Raw genomic sequence first — 16,396 nt, 5'->3', positions numbered from 1 at the left:
TGTTGGACTGTTTTCGCGTGGTTCGCGTGACACAAGTTCGCCTATTATCCCGCCGTCCGACCTTATAGGGCCTTTTGTCGTATGCATGACGTGGAGAGCTCAATGTCGCCTTCTCCGTCGAGCATCGGGACGTCCCCGTGCGCCTGATCCCCCACCGGCCTCTCGACAGCCCGATCCTCTGCGGCACGCTCGGCGTCGCCGGCCTGCTCTGCCTGGCCGAGGCGGCCGGCCGGCTCGGCCTCGTGTCCACCGCCCAGTTCCCGCTCGCCTCCACGATCGTGGTGCACGCCGCCGGGCTCGCCACCGACACCGCCTTCCTGACCGACGTCGCGGCCACGTTCGGCGGCTGGGCGCTCGGCCTGCTGGTCACGGTGGCCGTCGCCGTACCGGCGGGGCTGCTGCTCGGCGGCGTGCCCCCGATCGAGCGGGCGCTGCGGCCGGTGATCGAGTTCCTGCGGCCCATCCCGTCGGTGGCGCTCATCCCGCTGGCCGCCTTCGTCTTCAGCGACCGGCTGGAGATGAAGGTCGCGATGATCGTCTACGCCTCGGCGTGGCCGATCCTGATCAACACCATCTACGGTCTGCGGGACGTCGATCCGCTGGCCAAGGAGACGCTGCGAAGCTTCGGGTTCGGCCCGCCGGCGGTGCTGTGGCGGGTCAGCCTGCCCAGCGCGGCCCCGTTCATCGCCACCGGCGTCCGGGTGGCCGCGACGATCGGGCTCATCCTGGCGATCAGCACCGAGCTGCTGGCGGGCGGCATGAGCGGGATCGGGCGCTTCATCATCCTCGCCGAGAGCAGCCCGGACGGCCTCACCCTGACCATCGCCGCCACCGTCTGGGCCGGCGCGCTGGGGCTGCTCATCAACGGCCTGTTCGCGTGGGGTGAGCGCCGGATCTTCCGCTGGCACGTGGCTAGGGCGGAGGCCGGGTGATCGGCAGGCTCGCCGCCGGGCTGCTGCGGCTCTGGGTGGTGCCCGTCGTGCTGCTCGGCTGGGAGCTCGTCACCCGGTCGATGGAGCACGCGTACTTCCCGCCGCCCTCGGTGATCGTGGCCCGGATGCGCGAGCTCTGGTTCGACGGCTCCCCCGCCGTGTTGTGGCTCAACGACACCGCCCTGGGCAACTTCCCGCAGAGCCTGGGCCGGCTGCTGGCGGGCTGGGCGCTGGCCGGGGTCCTGGGGATCACGGCCGGGATCGCGCTCGGCCGGTCACCGCTGCTGTTCAGGTTTCTCGACCCGGTCATCCAGTTCGGCCGGGCGCTGCCGCCGCCCGCGCTGCTGCCGATGTTCCTGGCGCTGTTCTCCACCGGCACGCGGATGCAGGTGGTGACGATCGCGTTCGGGATCGTCTGGCCGGTGTTGTTCAACGCGGCCGACGGGGCGCGCAACGTCGACGCCCTGCACCTGGAGACGGCCACCGTCTTCAAGGTCTCCCGGAGCCGGCGGGTGTTCGGCGTCATCCTGCCCTCGGCCGCGCCGAAGATCTTCGCCGGGCTGCGCCTGAGCCTGTCGCTCGCGCTGATCCTCATGGTGATCGCGGAGTTCTTCAGCACCGAGGGCATCGGTTTCCAGTTACGTGCCGCGCAGCGCGCGTTCGACCTGCCGGGCGTGTGGGGGGCGGTCATCGTGCTGGGCGTCCTGGGCTATCTGCTCAACCAGGCATTCCTGACGCTGGAACGCAGGGCCCTGATCTGGCACAGCGCGGCACGGCAGACGACATAGCCCCTAAATAACCAAGAAAGGAGCATTAACCGCCTTTTCGCCATTTTTCACATTTAGTCATTTGGAGCGTTCATGTTCGGATCACGACGCCGGGTGCACGGTTCCCTGCTCTTCCTGATGATCACCGCGATGATCGCCACAGGATGCGGCGGTGGCGATCCACCGGCCGCCCCGGCGGGTGGCCTGGAGAAGCCCGCCCTCACGATCGGCATGCTGCCCCTTCCCGAGGTCGCCCCCATCCAGATCGGGATCGACAAGGGCTTCTTCCGCGCCGAGGGCCTCACGGTCGAGATCGAGCTGATCCAGGGCGGCGCCGCCGCCATGCCCGACCTGCTCAGCGGCAACCTGGACGTCCTGCACAGCAATTACGTCTCGGCGGTGCTCGCCGCCACCGGCGCGGCCAAGCTCAAGATCCTCGCTGAGGCCTACGTCGCCAAGCCCGGCAACTTCCTGCTGATGACCAAGAAGGGCTCGCCCATCACCACGATCGGCGGCCTCAGGGGCAAGAAGATCGGCGTCAACACCCTCAACAACGTCGCGACCCTGTCCACGAGCGTCCTGCTCAAGACGCACGGACTGACGCCCGCCGACGTCAAGTTCATCGAGCAGCCGTTCGCCCAGATGGCCGGCGCGCTCGACTCCGGCCTCGTGGACGCCGCCTTCATGCCCGAGCCGTTCCACCAGGCCGCCGCCAAGAGCGGGGCCGGCGAGTTGTCGGAGGTGTTCACCGGGCCCGCCGCCGACTTCCCGATCTCCGGCTACCTGACCACCGAGCAGTTCGCCAAGGACAACCCCAAGACGGTCGCCGCCTTCCGGCGCGGCCTGCTCAAGGCCACGCGACTGGCCATCTCCGACTCGGCCGAGGTCGATGCCGCCCTGCTCAAGTACACCAAGATCGACAAAGCCACGGCCGGCCTCATGCGGCTCGGCGGCTTCTCCGAATCGACCGACCCCGCGCGCGTGCAGCGCGTGGCCGACCTCATGCTCAGCTTCGGCTACCTCAAGGAGAAGATCGACGTCTCCTCCATGATCCTCCCCGGAGAACCCTCATGACGATCGACCCCTACCAGGCCATCGGGCTCGTCCCGACCATGCGCGGCATTCGCTCCCGCGCGGACATCCACCACAACATCGACCACATCGGGCATCTGATCAAGGCCGCGTCCTGGTTGTCCAGCCTCGACCTGCCGGTCAGGCTGATCGCCCTGCCCGAGGGCGCGCTGCAGGGCTTCAACGACGAGGTCCTCGACCTCGACCACGAGGACTTCGCGGCCACCTGCGCCATCGACGTCCCCGGCCCCGAGACGGCCAGGCTCGCGGAGCTGGCGGTCCAGTGGGACGCCTTCCTCATCGGCCAGGCCAAGGCCCGCCACCCCGAGTTCCCCGGGCGCTTCTTCAACATCGGCTTCGTCATCGACCCCGGCGGCGAGATCGTGCTCAAGCACTACAAGACGGTGCCGCTGCTGCCCGTCGAGCACTCGGTCACGCCGCACGACGTGTGGGACCGGTGGGTGGAGCTGTACGGTGAGACGCTCGACTCCTTCTACCCCGTCGCCGACACCGCGATCGGCCGCATCGGCATCCTGATGGCCAACGAGGCCTCCTATCCGGAGAACGCCCGCGGCCTGGCGATGAACGGCGCCGAGATCATCTACCGGGGCCCCTACCCGCACCCGCACAGCGGCAACGGCCTGTACGAGATCCAGAATCGCGCCCGGGCCCTGGACAACAACGCCTACCTCATCGCCTGCAACCTCGGCACCTACTACCTGGACGCGGAGTCCGAGCATCCGATCGACGCCTTCGGCGGCCAGTCGATGATCGTCGACTACAAGGGGCAGATCGTCGGCCGGCACGACTACAGCGGCGGCTCCTCCTGGGTGGCGGGCACCATCGACGTCGGCGCCCTGCGCCACTTCCGGTCCACCGCCCAGTGGGACAACTGGATCAAGGACCTGAAGACCGAGCAGTACCGCGTCATCTACGACAAACCCATCTATCCGAAGAACCTCTACCTGGAGCGCAAGCCGTACAACCACGCCGAGTACCGGGCCGAGATCATCGACCGGCAGATCGAGCTGATGCACGAGCGCGGGATCTGGGTGGCGCCGGAGAAACGCTGACGGTCACGAGGCGGGACAGGCCGCGAACAACGAGCGGGTGCCGGTCGGCCAGGCGGCCGGGTCGGAGAACCGGCACCCGTAGTCCGGGTCCGCCACCGTGGCGGCGTCCATGACGTCGTCCCCGGCGGGCCGCGGGCCGCCGCGCTCCCATCGGACCAGGTCGTCCCAGGCGGCCCCGACCTCGGCGGCGCTGAACTCGCAGTGCCCCACCGCCCTGATCGCCCGCTGCACCAGCAGCCCGCCGCGCCCGTGACGCGACACGTCGGCCCGGTAGTACTGCTCCATGGAGAACGGCACGAAGGCGTCGCCCAGGTCGTGCAGCGAGAGCACGGGCACGTCGATCCGGCCGGAGACGGCGGGCACGGCGGTCAGCCGCGAGGTCCTGCGCGCGGCCGGGTCCTCGGGGGCGACCCGCCGCACGCTCGCGTCGACGTTCACGGGCACGTCCGGGCGGTAGTCGGTGCCGAGGTTCGTCGCCACCCGGCCCGGCTCCTGCGCCAGGGTGCCGTCCCCGGCCGGTCCCGCCAGGCCGAACAGGAAGTCCTTCCAGTACGCGAAGGCGGCCTGCGCCCCGGGCCGCTCGCCGCCGCTGAGGTTGACGACGATGGCGCGGAACTGCTCCCCGAGCTCGTTCGGGGAGCCGGTCAGTCCCAGCCGCGCCTGGATCTCCGGAACGGCCGAGGTGGCGTAGTCCGCCGGGAACGGGTAGGCGGGCACATCCGCCAGATCCTGGGCGACGAGGTGGAAGTCGAGGAAGAAGTCGAACAGCTCGTGGTCGCCGACCACCCCGCACATCGGCAGCGCGGCGTCGTAGTAACCCGGGTACTCCTCGATCGAGCGGGCCGTGACGTGACCGCCCATGGACACGCCCGCCAGGAAGGTGCGCCGCGGCACGCCGACCACGCGCCTGAAGTGATCGGCGAGGTCGCGGGTGCCGCGCACGCCGGCCCGCACGTCATAGTCATTGCCGGAGTACGACGACGCCGCCCAGGCGTAACCCTGGCCGAGCAGCCGCTCGCGCAGGCCGTAGGCGGGCGGGTCCACGGTGAGCACCCGGGTGTCGCCGCGGTACCCGTGGGCCCACATCACCAGGGAGCCGTTCCAGCGGGGCGGCACCTCGATGTCGAACGCCGCGTGACCGTGCACGCCCTGCAGGACCCGGCTCGGCCGCCCGCCGACGACCACCGGCTCCAGCGGCGGGTTGTCGATCGTGTAGCCGGGCAGCGGCTCGTCGTCGCGCGGGCGGTCACCTGCCGCCGCGTCCGCGCCGGGGGCGGTCAGCAGCGCCGCGGACAGCGCCAGGGCGGAAAGGATCAGGCTCCGACGGCGCATCTGCCGTCACCTCCGACACGACCTGCTCAGGCGGTTGGTCAACTTGTTCATACTCCGCCGGAGGTCTCAGAGGAAGGGCCTGCGGGCACCGACCGATCTAGGCACCACCCGGCATCGGGAGCCCGGTCCTCGCACGGAGAGGCGCTTCACGTTCCCCCGCCCGCGGCCGGCAGACGTCGCCCGAGGGCGCTTCACGCTCCCCCGCCCGCGGCCAGCAGGCGCCGCCCGAGGGCGCGCGCGGCCTGCCGGACCGCCGGGCAGCCCACGATCCGGTACGCCGCCGGAATGGTCGCGAGCTGCTCGGCGTACCACACCGGGTTGCTGGTGCTGCCGACCAGGCGGCAGGTGGCGGCGTCGAGCGGTTCGAGCCGTCCGATGGCCCGGGGCAGGCAGCGCGCCACGGCGTCGGCGGGAGCGTCGATGACGACCTCGACGTCGTACTCCCATCCGACGGCGAGATGCTCCTCCAGCAGGGCCACCGGATCGAGGTCGGCGGGCGGGACGAAGACGGCGTCGAGCACCTCCACGCCGCGCATCCGGTCGATCCGGTACGCCCGCCGGGCGTCCGCGCTGACGGACCGGCACAGCAGGTACCACCGGCCGTGCCGGACGACGACCGCCCACGGTTCGACCTCGATGACCCGCTCGGCCCCGGCCCCGGCCTCGGACCGGTAGCCGAGCCGCACCCGCCGGCCGGCCGTGCAGGCCTCGACGAGGAGGGTCGTGGTCTGCGGGTCGGGCCGGGCGGCGGCGCGGTCGGGGACCGGCGCCGTGGCCCGGCGGACGGCCTCGGCCTGGGCGGCCACCGGCTCGGGCAGCGCGCGCATGATCTTGCCGAGCGCGCCGCCGACCGGATCGGTGGGATCGCCGGCGTCGTGGTGCCCGTCGAGCACGGCCATGACCAGGCCCAGCGCCTCGGCGGCGCTGAACACCAGCGGCGGGAGCCGCAGGCCGCGGCCGACACGGTAGCCGCCGTAGGGGCCGCGTACCGACTCGATCGGGATGCCGGCCTCGCGCAGGATGCCGACGTAGCGCCGGGCGGCCCGCTCCGAGACGCCCAGCTTGCCGGCCAGCCGGTCCGCGGTGATGCCCGGGCTGCCCTGAACGAGCTCAAGGGCCAGCAGCGCCCGCGCGGTCGGGCTCGCCTGAGTGGTCACCACAGTCCCCGCATTCCGGAAGCAGATCGTCCGGATCGGAACCTAGCATGCCGGGGATGACCTGGGCGTCCCCCGGCCACACGGCCTGCTCCTGACCGGCGCCCGGCCACGCGGACCTTCTCCCGACCGGCCGGGGCCACGTCCGGCTCAGGTCGCCATCAGGGTGATGGTGGTGCCGCCGGCGCCGGTGTGCAGGGTGAAGCGGCCGGTGTTGTGCCGGGCCAGCCACAGGCCGCGGCCGTCGGGCTTGTCGGGGGGCGCGAGTTCCTGGCCGGCCTGCATCGAGATGCCGGAGCCACGGTCGGCGACGCGGCAGTAGAGCCGCCCGCCGGCCCGCCAGAGCTGGAGGCGGCCGCTGCCCCCGCCGTGGCGCACCGCGTTGGTGGTGACCTCGTTGACCGCGACCACGAAACGGTAGAGGGCCAGGTCGGTCAGGCCCTGCAGCTGGCAGACGTGCTGCACCTCGTGTCTGAGCGCGACCAGCGTGGACAGGTCGAAAGCGCACAGCAGGAGCACTTCGGCGGGCTCGTCCGGCGGCGGGCCGGCGCGCTCGGGCCCGGGGACGCCGGGGCGCGGGGACTCAGCCACCGCGGCCCGCCGGCTCGGTGGCGGCCAGCGGGCGGACGGCCAGGATGCAGGTGTCGTCGTCGGGGTTGGCCTGGCGGAGCTGGGCCAGCAGGTCGGCCAGGGGCTGGGGCGTGTGCTCGGCGGTGATGCGGTTGAGGGTGGCCAGCACGGGCGCGAGTCCTTCGTCGAGGCTGTGCCGGCGGTGCTCGACGAGCCCGTCGGTGTAGAACAGCAGCAGGTCGCCGGGCCGCAACGTGGTGGTGGCGGTGGTGTAGACGGCGGCCGGGAACGCCCCGAGGAGGGGGCCGTCCGGGCGTTCCAGCTCGACGGTGTCGCCGCCGTGGGCCAGGAGCGGCGCCGGATGCCCCGCCTGCGCCCAGACGAGCGTGCCGGTGGCCGGCTCGTAGCGGGCCACCACCGCGGTCGCCGTCACCGGCACCCGGTTCACGGCGCCGGCGCCGGCGGCCTCGCCGGTGAACAGCAGCCGGTTGAGATGGCCGAGCAACCGCCGGGGATCGTTGGTGGTGGTGACGGACATCGCGGCCAGGGCGTGCCGGAGTTGCGCCATGACGGCGGCGGCCTGCAGACCGTGTCCGGCCACGTCCCCCACGGCCAGCATGACGCTGCCGTCACCGGCGGGGGCGGCGTGGAACCAGTCGCCGCCGACCCGGCCGGCGTGTTCGGCGGGCAGGTAGCGCACCGCGACGCGCAGCCCCGGCAGGTCGATCGGCTCCCTCGGCACGGGCAGCACGATCTGCTGGAGCTGGACGGTCAGGTCGTGCTCGGCCGCCAGGCTCCGCTGGTGTTCGAGCAACTGCCGTTCGATCTCGATGAGCCTGATGCGGCTGGTCTCGCTGGCGGTGATGTCCTGGATGATGCCGTAGACCTTGATCGGCTGGCCGCCGCCGTCACGTACCGCGTCGGCGACGGTGTGGATGTGCTTGACCCGGCCGGCCACGCGGATGCGGTACGTCACGTCCACGGGCCGGCCCCGCCCGAAGTCCTCGGCCGCCTGCCGGCGCAACGGCACGTCCTCCGGCAGGGTGAGCGCTTCGCTCTGCTCCCTGGGCAGCGGACCCTCGGCCGGATCGCGTTCGTAGATGCGATACAGCTCGTCGGACCAGTGGATCTGCCCGGTGACCAGATCCCACTCACCCCAGCCGAGGTTGCCCAGCCGTTCGGTGTGGGCGATGCGCTCGGCCAGCCGGGTCTCCTCGTCGTGGCGGACCCAGCTGTTGAGCAACCCGGAGCCCACCGGCCGAACCCTGACGGTGAGCATCACCTCCGCCGGCGCCCGCTCCGCCGGGCTGACGTAGGCCATGGGCCCCACCTCGCGCGGCCGGCCGTCGCCGGCCGTCTGACCCCACGCCTCCCATACCGGGCCGCCCACGATGGTGGGGTAGACCTCGCTGGCCCGCCGTCCCAGGATCTGCGCGCCGTGCCGCCCCGACAGGTCCACGGCCCCCCGGCTGGCCGCGGCGAACGTGTAGTCCTCGATCCGGCCGCTCGCGTCGTACTGCGGAATGAGGAGCATGTGACGGTCCGGCAGCGCGTCGAGGATCTGCTGCACGGTCCGCACCCAGGCGTCCGCCGGCGGGGAGCCGGTGCGGGCCTCTTCCGCTGCCAGGGGGAAGGCGGGCCGCAGAACCAGGTCGGCCACGGCCTCGCGGGTCGCCTGGCCCTCCAGCGTCGCCACCACGTCCGCGGCCAGCTCGTGCACCGCGCGCCGCTGCTCGGCCGCCGACCGCAGCAGGTAGGCGTGCGCCTCGCCGATCCGGCATCCCGTCCGCCCGGCCAGCAGCCCGCTCGCCCGCCCGATCACGACGTCCGGCGCGGAGCGGGCCTGCTCGATTCTGGCGTCGAGGTCGGCCAGCCGGTCGAGATAGTCCCGTGGCGGGTCCATCAGCCGGCCTCGGCCGGGGCCGCCATTCAGGCCAGCCCGAAGGCCGCCAGCAGCCCGGTCGTCCGCAACTGGTCCCGTACCCGGCCGGTGGGGTTCTCCACGCGGAAGTCCGCCTCTCCCGCCGCGGCCAGGCGCATCGCGTTCACCAGCACGCCGATGCCGGTCGAGTCCATGAACGTGACCCCGACCAGGTCCATGCGCACCACCTTGGGACGATGCTCGGCCATGGCGGCCCGGATCGTCTCGTGCACTCCGACCGAGTTGGTGAAGTCGATCTCGCCGCGCAGCACCACCCGTAACGTTCCGTCATGACTCACATCGACTGACACCACGTCCATGCGCGGTTCCTCCCTGTGCCGTCAGGACGGAGCCGCCCGCAGGCGGCACCTTGGATGTCTGATCGGGCTTCGATCTGTACGTCACACGAGGGTCGTTACGTATTCTCGCGCAATCACCCACTTTGTGTCAGGCGGTAGGTCGAGCCAAGTGAACCGGCGCGCGTCGGCGCCAGGCAGGCGATCGGGGACGGCCGCGCGCGACGGGATGCCCACCTTTCTGCTAGTTGCGCCTGGCGCTGCCTCCCGTAACGTCCCCACCAGCGACCCCGCCACGTGAGGAGTGATCGGCATGTCCGACGATGGGGCACGGCACGTTTTCCAGGTGGTCGACTCCTTCGAGCCCGGCGCGATCGCGCGCCTGCTGGCCGAGGACGCCACGATGGTGTTCGGCAACGCCGAGCCGATGGTGGGACGCGAGGCCATCGCGGCCGGGCTGGGGGCCTTCTTCGCCACCATCGGCGGTCTGCGGCACCGGATCGTCAGAAGCTGGGAGACCGGCGCCGACACCATCGCCGAGACCGAGGTGACCTACCGGCGGCTGGACGGCAAGGACGTCAGCGTCGCCGCCGTCTCGATCTGGCGCAGCCGCGAGGACGGGCTGATCACGGACTACCGCATCTTCATCGACCTCGCGCCCGTTTACGCGACCTAAGGCCTTCCCCACCGCCCACCCTGCCATCCGGTCTGCCATCCGGTCTGCGCCACCCTGCCGCAGCCGGAGGGTGCGGAGGGCTGCCGGAGTAAGGCAGTATCTTCCAGGTGAAATACCGGATCACAGCCTCTTTGACCGCTTTGCTCCTGACCTCAGCCTGCGGCCTGCCGCAGCAGGCCGCGCCGGCCGCACCGTCAGCGAGCGAGCCCGCGCCGAGCGCTCCGCCGTCCACGGCCACCGCGTCAGGTTCGGCGAGCCCGCCGGGCCAGGACACCCGACCGGCGCTGGCGGAGACGCGCAGCACGATGACCAGCAGCCTCAAGGTGGAGGTCGTCGGGCTGAACCGGGTCAAAGGCAAGCATCTGATCGTCCAGGTCAGGCTCACCCACACGGGAACCGGCGAGCATCTGCCGTGGACCGGCGAAATGGGCGACGGCACCCGCCCGCTCGGCGAGATCCGCTGGGCCTCCGGCATCGGCGTGCTCGACGAGCAGGCGCGTTCCTGGATCCTGCCGTACAAGCCGGCCGACTTCCCCTGCCTGTGCAGCGACCAGGACCGCGACGACCTCGGCTACTTCATCGAAGCCGGAGAGTCGATCAGCCTGTACGCGGTCCTGCCCGCCCCCTCGGGCAACCCGGCGACCACCACGGTGGTCACCCCGGTGGGGCCGCCGATGCTCGGCGTGCCGATCAGCGACGAGCCGCCCGTCGTCCCGCCCGGCATGAACGTGCCCGATCCGGACGCCGAGCCGGTCACCACCGTCACGCGCCGCCTGGTCGCCCCCTCGGAGTCGCTGGACCGATCGGACGAGATCGCGGACGACGGCAAGGACCTGCAGGTCAACCTCTCCTCCGACGTGCTGTTCGCGGTGGACAAGGCCACTCTCACCCCCAAGGCCCAGACGGTCCTGTCGCGTACCGCCAAGCTGATCGACGCCTCGCCCGGCGACGCGGTCAAGGTCGAGGGCCACGCGGACTCCTCCGGCACCGACGCCATCAACGACCCGCTGTCCACCCGCCGCGCCCAGGCCGTGGACAAGGCGCTGTCGGCGCTGGTCAGCCGTTCTGGGGTGGCATTCCAGGCCAAGGGGTACGGCTCGCACCGCCCGCTCTACAGCAACGACACCGACGAGGGCAAGCGGCGCAACCGCCGTGTCACGGTGACGTTCGCGAAGGCCAAGCCGGCTCCGACCGCCGTGCCCGCCACCACCGACGCCCCCGGCGCGACCGGACTGACGGGCACGGGGAAGGCGGACGGCCAGCCGATCGGCATGGAGGTGACCGGCCTGCGGCGCCTTCCCGGCGGACTGGGCCTGCTCACCTACCGGATCACGAACGAGGGTGACGGCGAAGCCTGGTTCAACGAGCTGCACCTGGCGAAGGACTGGATGTCGTTCGAGCAGCAGGCCGCTTCCAACGTCACGCTGACCGACGTGGCCGCGCGCCGCCGCTACCTGCCCGCCCGCCTCCAGGCGGAGGACGGCAACGGCGGTGTCGACACCTACTGTGCCTGCACGGACGTGTCCGGCGTGCGCCTGACCACCGAGAAGTTCGGCCCGGGTCAGGAGCGGGAGTTCTACACCCTGTTCGACCTGCCCGAGACGGCCACCACGCTGAAGGTCAAGATCGCGAACTTCCGTGACCTGCAGGTCCCCGTTCAGTAGGACGAGCCGCTCCCCGGAGGCCGGGGGGCGCGGCCCCGGCCTCGCGCCGGATCAGCGCCCCTCCGGCGGCGGGTACGCGAATCTCTGGGTGCCCGCGAAGGTCTGATGGCCGCTGAGGCGGTAGTCGTGCGCGATCTCGCTCGCGGTGTGCAGGGGGCCGACGTCGACCGTGTCGGCGGTCGACCAGACGCCGTCGACCTGATGCTGGACGTCGTAGCGGAACTCGTTGAAGTCGTTGGTCGAGGAGACGAACGTGTTGACGACGGTGAGCGAGCGCCAGCCCTCGGTCAGGGCGGGCGGAAGGTCGACGCTCTGGTCCTTCCACCGGTAGACGCCCTCGCCGGGCAGCGGCTGCCACGTCCCGGCGGGAGTGCCGTTCACGGTGATCGCGGCCTGTTGCAGGCCGATGCCGGCGTCGAGGCGGCGGATCAGCCGGACCCCGGTGTTGGCGGGATGCACGGCCACGGTGAACCGGCTCGACCCGCCCGCGCCGAACGCGCGGCCGTCGTCGACGACGATGCGGCCGGGGGCCTTGGACGCGCCTGCGAGTGACAGGCCCCACACGGCGGCGACGACCGCTCCTGCGACCACGGTGACCGCGGTGGCCACCAGCACGATGGCGCGACGGCCGAAACGAGCGGGGCGACCGTGACGGCGGGTGCCGCGAGCGGACTCGACACCACCGGACCCGCGACCACCAAGCCCACGACCACCAGACCTGCGACCGCCAGACCCGACACCACCAGACCTACGACCGCCAGGCCAACGACCGCCAGACCTGACACCACCAGACCCGGCACCACCAGGCCCATGACCACCAGACCCGGTACCACCAGACCCGGTACCACCAGACCCGGCACCACCAGACCCGGCACCATCAGGTCCGGCACCATCAGGTCCGACGCCGACAGACCCGTTATCACCAGGTCCAGCACCGCTGGGTCCGGGGGCACCGGGTTCCGCACCACCGGCAGGCCCGACGCCACCGGGTGGCTCGGCACCTCCAGGCTCGTCGCCTCCGACGGGCCGTTGCCGGCGGCCCTGGCCCGCCAGGCCGGGCATCCGGGCGAGGCGCACCCTCTCCCACGCCCGTTCCCATGCCGGTAGCTGCTGGTCGGGCACCCGGCACGCCCGCAGGAACGCCATCATCACCTCTTTCCTGGGGAAACGCCGGCCGGCCAGCATGTCCGCGCAGGTGGCGCGCGGCAACCGGGCGCCGCCCGACTTCTCCGCCCACGCCTGCAACCGGCGCAGCGACGTGTCGGCCCGCGCGAACCGCTCAGCCAGCAGCCGCACCAGATCCTCGTGGCAGGTCACCGACTCCGGCCCGGGGCCGGACGACTGGCTGACTGCCCGGCGATGGTCGCCGCCTTCGGGGTCATCGTTCACCGTGCCGCAGACCCTGCCCTTCCTGACCGGGCCCGTTCGGTCCTGTCCCGACGCGCTCCTGCCGGACAGTGTATGAACGATGACTTTCCGTGTCCGGAAAATGGCAGGCCAGTGCCCGCCTTTCCGCGCCGGACGGCTCAGGCGGTCGCTGTGGTCGCCGTAGTCGGTCGCCGTCGCCGTCGCCGCGGCGGTCGCCGTGATCGCCGTGGTCGCGGTGACCGAAATCGTGCTGCGCGCAGACGTACTGCTCGCAGGCGTACTGCTCGCAGGCGTACTGCTCGCAGGCGTACTGCGTGCAAGCGGGCGGCGCGCAGACGGGCCGCTCCCCAGCGGGCTCGATCTCTGGCGCCCGCACCACCCGCACCACTGGCAGCGGCCTGCGCCCGCACCCGGCCATCAAGCGCCCGGACGGACTGAGTCAGGCTGAGGATGCTGGCCGCGAAGGTGGTCGTGGCCCACTTCCCGCTCGATGCGTGCACGACGTCTCCCCTGCTGGCTCGGTGCGGCCGGATGCCGCCGCGAACCAGCGAAGCCGGGCGGCCGAGCTGTCCAACAGGGGCGCGGACGAACTCGTCCGGAATCGATCCGCTTCCTGGCCGACCTCGGACAGGAGCACGACCGCGGCCGGACAGGTGCGGCGCGGACAGGTAAGGGCGCGAACCGGCACGCCAAGCGCCTCGACCATGCCGGGCAGAGCACTCAAGCTACTTTATGCTACGACTTAATGACGTTGAGTGACTAAGGGAGCTCTTGTGAAGGTCGCCTGTGTCGGCGGCGGACCCGCCAGCCTGTACTTCTCGATCCTGATGAAGCGGGTGGACCCGTCCCATGACATCACCGTCTACGAACGCAACCCGGCCGGGTCGACGTACGGCTGGGGGGTGACGTACTGGGACGAACTGCTGGAGAACCTGCTCAGCGCCGACCCCGAGTCCGGGCGGGCCATCAGCGAGAGCTCGGTCCGCTGGGACAGTTGGGTCACCTACATCCACGACCGCACGACGGTCACGGTGGAGAACGGGGACGAGGGCTTCGGCATCGGCCGGCACGAGCTGCTCGCCCTTCTGACCGAGCATGCCCGCGCCCTCGGCGTGCGCATCGAGTTCGAGCACGAGATCGCCGGCGAGGAGGAGCTGGCCGACGCGGACCTCGTCGTCGCGGGCGACGGCGTCAACAGTGTGTTGCGCGAGCGCCACGCCGACCACTTCGGCTCCGAGTTCAAGGTCGGGAAGAACGTCTACACCTGGCTCGGCACCACCAAGGTCTTCGACGCCTTCACCTTCGCCTTCGTGGAGACCCCGCACGGCTGGATCTGGTGCTACGGCTACCGGTACAGCGACGACCACAGCACCTGTGTCGTCGAGTGCTCCCCCGAGACCTGGCAGGGGCTGGAGCTCCACCGGGCCGGCGAGGCCGACAGCCTGATCATTCTGGAGAAGCTCTTCGCCGACATCCTGGACGGCCACCCGCTGATCGGGCGGGCGCACACCGACGGCAGCGCCCGATGGCTGAACTTCCGCACCCTGACCAACCGGACGTGGTACCGCGGCAACCTCGTCCTGCTCGGGGACGCCGCGCACACCACCCACTACTCCATCGGCGCGGGCACCGCCCTCGCCCTGGGCGACGCCGGCCACTTGGTGCACGAGCTGCACCAGGGCGTTCCCCTCGACGCCGCCCTCGCCGGCTACGACCGGGGGCGGCGAGCCGCGATCCGGGCACCCCAGAAGGCGGCCCGCTACAGCGCACAGTGGTATGAGAACATCAATCGCTACATCGGCCTCCCGCCGCAGCAGATGGTCGCGATGCTCGGCCTGCGGCACTCGCCGGTGCTCGCGCACCTGCCGCCCCGGCTCTACTACCGGCTCGACAAGACGGCCGAGCACATGGCGTCGTTCTCGCACTGGCTTGGCTCGAAGGTCAGGCGCGGTGCCGCGGAGCCGGAGGAGCAGCCGGCTCCCCCGCACCGCCCATAAGCAGCGGGAGCCGGCGCCCACCGATCGGCGCGCACGTCAGTCGTCGATGCCCGCGCGGCCGATCGGCGGGCGCGTCAGTCGGTGCCCGCGCGGCCGATCGGCGCGCACGTCAGTCGGTGCCGGAGTCCAGCGCGGCGTGGTCGAGGAGCTCTTCCGCGTCGGCGACCTCGCCGCGCGAGGCGATCGCCTCGGCCCCGCCCTCGGGCATCGCGCCGATCAGCTCGGTCGCGGGCGTCTGGGCGGCGATGACCAGGGTGGAGTGCTGGCTGCCGACCAGGCCGAGCCCGGCGTACTGCTCCAGCTTGGCCCGCGAGTCGGCGATGTCGAGGTTGCGCATGGTGAGCTGGCCGATGCGGTCGACCGGCCCGAAGGCGGAGTCCTCGGTGCGCTCCATGGAGAGCTTGTCCGGGTGGTAGCTGAACGCGGGTCCCGAGGTGTCCAGGATGGAGTAGTCCTCACCGCGCCGCAGCCGCAGCGTCACCTCGCCGGTGACCGCCATCCCGACCCAGCGCTGCAGCGACTCGCGCAGCATCAGGGACTGCGGGTCCAGCCAGCGGCCTTCGTACATCAGCCGGCCGAGCCGCCGCCCCTGGCTGTGGTAGGTGGCCAGGGTGTCCTCGTTGTGGATCGCGTTGACCAGCCGCTCGTACGCCGCGTGCAGCAGCGCCATGCCCGGCGCCTCGTAGATGCCCCGGCTCTTGGCCTCGATGACGCGGTTCTCGATCTGGTCGGACATGCCCAGGCCGTGCCGGCCGCCGATGGCGTTGGCCTCCAGCACCAGGTCGACGGCGGAGGGGAACTCCTTGCCGTTGATCGTGACCGGTCGCCCCTGCTCGAAGCCGATCGTGACGTCCTCGGCGGGGATCTCGATGCGCGGATCCCAGAACCGCACGCCCATGATCGGGTCGACGGTCTCGATGCCCGTGTCGAGGTGCTCCAGCGACTTGGCCTCGTGGGTCGCGCCCCAGATGTTGGCGTCGGTGGAGTAGGCCTTCGCCGTGCTGTCGCGGTAGGGCAGGGCGCGGGCGAGCAGCCACTCCGACATCTCGGTGCGGCCGCCGAGCTCGGTGACGAAGTCGGCGTCCAGCCACGGCTTGTAGATGCGCAGGAAGGGGTTGGCGAGCAGGCCGTAGCGGTAGAACCGCTCGATGTCGTTGCCCTTGAAGGTGGAGCCGTCGCCCCAGATCTGCACGTCGTCCTCGATCATCGCGCGCACCAGCAGGGTGCCCGTGACGGCCCGCCCGAGCGGGGTGGTGTTGAAGTAGGCGCGCCCGCCGGAGCGGATGTGGAACGCGCCGCAGGCCAGCGCCGCGAGGCCCTCTTCGACGAGGGCGGCACGGCAGTCGACCAGCCGGGCGACCTCCGCGCCGTACGCGGTGGCGCGGCCGGGCACCGAGGCGATGTCGGGCTCGTCGTACTGGCCGATGTCGGCGGTGTAGGTGCAGGGCACTGCACCTTTCTCGCGCATCCACGCGACCGCTACCGACGTGTCGAGGCCTCCGGAGAAGGCGATCCCGACACGTTCACCGACAGGCAGGGAGGTGAGTACCTTGGACACAGTAGAAGTATATACAC

Annotated in this window: 14 protein-coding genes; 7 read left to right on the top strand and 7 right to left on the bottom strand. The window is 71.3% G+C overall.

Annotation, left to right across the window (positions count from 1 at the left end; genetic code table 11):
• Window positions 1–137 precede the first annotated feature (137 nt).
• The 4 genes from ACWD0F_RS32800 to ACWD0F_RS32785 all read left to right on the top strand — a co-directional run bounded on the left by ACWD0F_RS32800 (window position 138) and on the right by ACWD0F_RS32785 (window position 3,843).
• The gene (locus ACWD0F_RS32800; RefSeq protein WP_449882428.1) at window positions 138–932 is read left to right on the top strand and encodes an ABC transporter permease; all 795 of its coding nucleotides are present in this window, start codon (window positions 138–140) and stop codon (window positions 930–932) included.
• On the top strand, window positions 929–1,720 hold the full coding sequence (locus ACWD0F_RS32795) for an ABC transporter permease (protein ID WP_449882425.1): 792 nt from the start codon (window positions 929–931) through the stop codon (window positions 1,718–1,720). Before ACWD0F_RS32800 ends, ACWD0F_RS32795 begins: the two co-directional genes overlap by 4 nt.
• 72 nt (window positions 1,721–1,792) lie before the next feature.
• Window positions 1,793–2,773 (top strand): ABC transporter substrate-binding protein, encoded by a 981-nt coding sequence (locus ACWD0F_RS32790; RefSeq protein WP_449882423.1) that lies wholly within the window; start codon window positions 1,793–1,795, stop codon window positions 2,771–2,773.
• Window positions 2,770–3,843 (top strand): nitrilase-related carbon-nitrogen hydrolase, encoded by a 1,074-nt coding sequence (locus tag ACWD0F_RS32785; RefSeq protein ID WP_449882420.1) that lies wholly within the window; start codon window positions 2,770–2,772, stop codon window positions 3,841–3,843. The genes ACWD0F_RS32790 and ACWD0F_RS32785 overlap by 4 nt, the downstream gene beginning before the upstream one ends.
• Before the next feature lie 3 nt (window positions 3,844–3,846).
• Here the strand turns inward: ACWD0F_RS32785 and ACWD0F_RS32780 are convergent, their stop codons facing one another.
• The 5 genes from ACWD0F_RS32780 to ACWD0F_RS32760 form a co-directional block, all read right to left on the bottom strand.
• Window positions 3,847–5,175 (bottom strand): hypothetical protein, encoded by a 1,329-nt coding sequence (locus ACWD0F_RS32780; protein ID WP_449882417.1) that lies wholly within the window; start codon window positions 5,173–5,175, stop codon window positions 3,847–3,849.
• 191 nt (window positions 5,176–5,366) lie between these two features.
• Entirely contained in the window at window positions 5,367–6,332 is a 966-nt protein-coding gene (locus tag ACWD0F_RS32775) for a helix-turn-helix transcriptional regulator (RefSeq protein WP_449882415.1), read from the bottom strand.
• A 147-nt stretch (window positions 6,333–6,479) separates the two neighbouring features.
• Window positions 6,480–6,920, bottom strand: coding sequence for an ATP-binding protein (locus ACWD0F_RS32770; RefSeq protein ID WP_449882413.1), 441 nt, complete (start codon window positions 6,918–6,920; stop codon window positions 6,480–6,482).
• The gene (locus tag ACWD0F_RS32765) at window positions 6,913–8,802 is read right to left on the bottom strand and encodes a SpoIIE family protein phosphatase (RefSeq protein ID WP_449882410.1); all 1,890 of its coding nucleotides are present in this window, start codon (window positions 8,800–8,802) and stop codon (window positions 6,913–6,915) included. Before ACWD0F_RS32765 ends, ACWD0F_RS32770 begins: the two co-directional genes overlap by 8 nt.
• A gap of 26 nt (window positions 8,803–8,828) precedes the next feature.
• Complete coding sequence (locus ACWD0F_RS32760; RefSeq protein WP_449882407.1) at window positions 8,829–9,140, bottom strand: STAS domain-containing protein; 312 nt, start codon at window positions 9,138–9,140, stop codon at window positions 8,829–8,831.
• A 289-nt stretch (window positions 9,141–9,429) separates the two neighbouring features.
• On the opposite strand from ACWD0F_RS32760, the gene ACWD0F_RS32755 reads away from it, so the two are divergent.
• Together ACWD0F_RS32755 and ACWD0F_RS32750 are read left to right on the top strand one after the other, a co-directional pair.
• Window positions 9,430–9,792, top strand: coding sequence for a nuclear transport factor 2 family protein (locus tag ACWD0F_RS32755; protein ID WP_449882405.1), 363 nt, complete (start codon window positions 9,430–9,432; stop codon window positions 9,790–9,792).
• Between the two features lie 131 nt (window positions 9,793–9,923).
• Window positions 9,924–11,456, top strand: coding sequence for an OmpA family protein (locus tag ACWD0F_RS32750; RefSeq protein WP_449882402.1), 1,533 nt, complete (start codon window positions 9,924–9,926; stop codon window positions 11,454–11,456).
• A 51-nt stretch (window positions 11,457–11,507) separates the two neighbouring features.
• Here ACWD0F_RS32750 and ACWD0F_RS32745 read toward each other — a convergent pair whose 3' ends face one another.
• Window positions 11,508–12,065, bottom strand: coding sequence for a hypothetical protein (locus tag ACWD0F_RS32745; protein ID WP_449882399.1), 558 nt, complete (start codon window positions 12,063–12,065; stop codon window positions 11,508–11,510).
• A gap of 1,532 nt (window positions 12,066–13,597) precedes the next feature.
• On the opposite strand from ACWD0F_RS32745, the gene ACWD0F_RS32740 reads away from it, so the two are divergent.
• Window positions 13,598–14,821, top strand: coding sequence for an FAD-dependent monooxygenase (locus ACWD0F_RS32740; RefSeq protein WP_449882397.1), 1,224 nt, complete (start codon window positions 13,598–13,600; stop codon window positions 14,819–14,821).
• 109 nt (window positions 14,822–14,930) lie between these two features.
• Here the strand turns inward: ACWD0F_RS32740 and argG are convergent, their stop codons facing one another.
• Window positions 14,931–16,379, bottom strand: a complete 1,449-nt coding sequence (gene argG, locus ACWD0F_RS32735) for an argininosuccinate synthase (RefSeq protein WP_449882395.1) — start codon at window positions 16,377–16,379, stop codon at window positions 14,931–14,933.
• Window positions 16,380–16,396: the final 17 nt, after the last annotated feature.

Source organism: Nonomuraea sp. NPDC002799 (assembly GCF_053592075.1).
The sequence above is the reverse complement of the archived record's forward strand: the minus strand, read 5'-3'. Positions and strand labels throughout refer to the sequence as shown.

Coding starts and splice junctions, on each gene's coding strand:
- ACWD0F_RS32755 (WP_449882405.1), top strand. CDS start 9,430: ATGTCCGACGATGGGGCACGGCACGTTTTCCAGGTGGTCGACTCCTTC.
- ACWD0F_RS32790 (WP_449882423.1), top strand. CDS start 1,793: ATGTTCGGATCACGACGCCGGGTGCACGGTTCCCTGCTCTTCCTGATG.
- ACWD0F_RS32765 (WP_449882410.1), bottom strand. CDS start 8,802: ATGGACCCGCCACGGGACTATCTCGACCGGCTGGCCGACCTCGACGCC.
- ACWD0F_RS32785 (WP_449882420.1), top strand. CDS start 2,770: ATGACGATCGACCCCTACCAGGCCATCGGGCTCGTCCCGACCATGCGC.
- ACWD0F_RS32760 (WP_449882407.1), bottom strand. CDS start 9,140: ATGGACGTGGTGTCAGTCGATGTGAGTCATGACGGAACGTTACGGGTG.
- ACWD0F_RS32780 (WP_449882417.1), bottom strand. CDS start 5,175: ATGCGCCGTCGGAGCCTGATCCTTTCCGCCCTGGCGCTGTCCGCGGCG.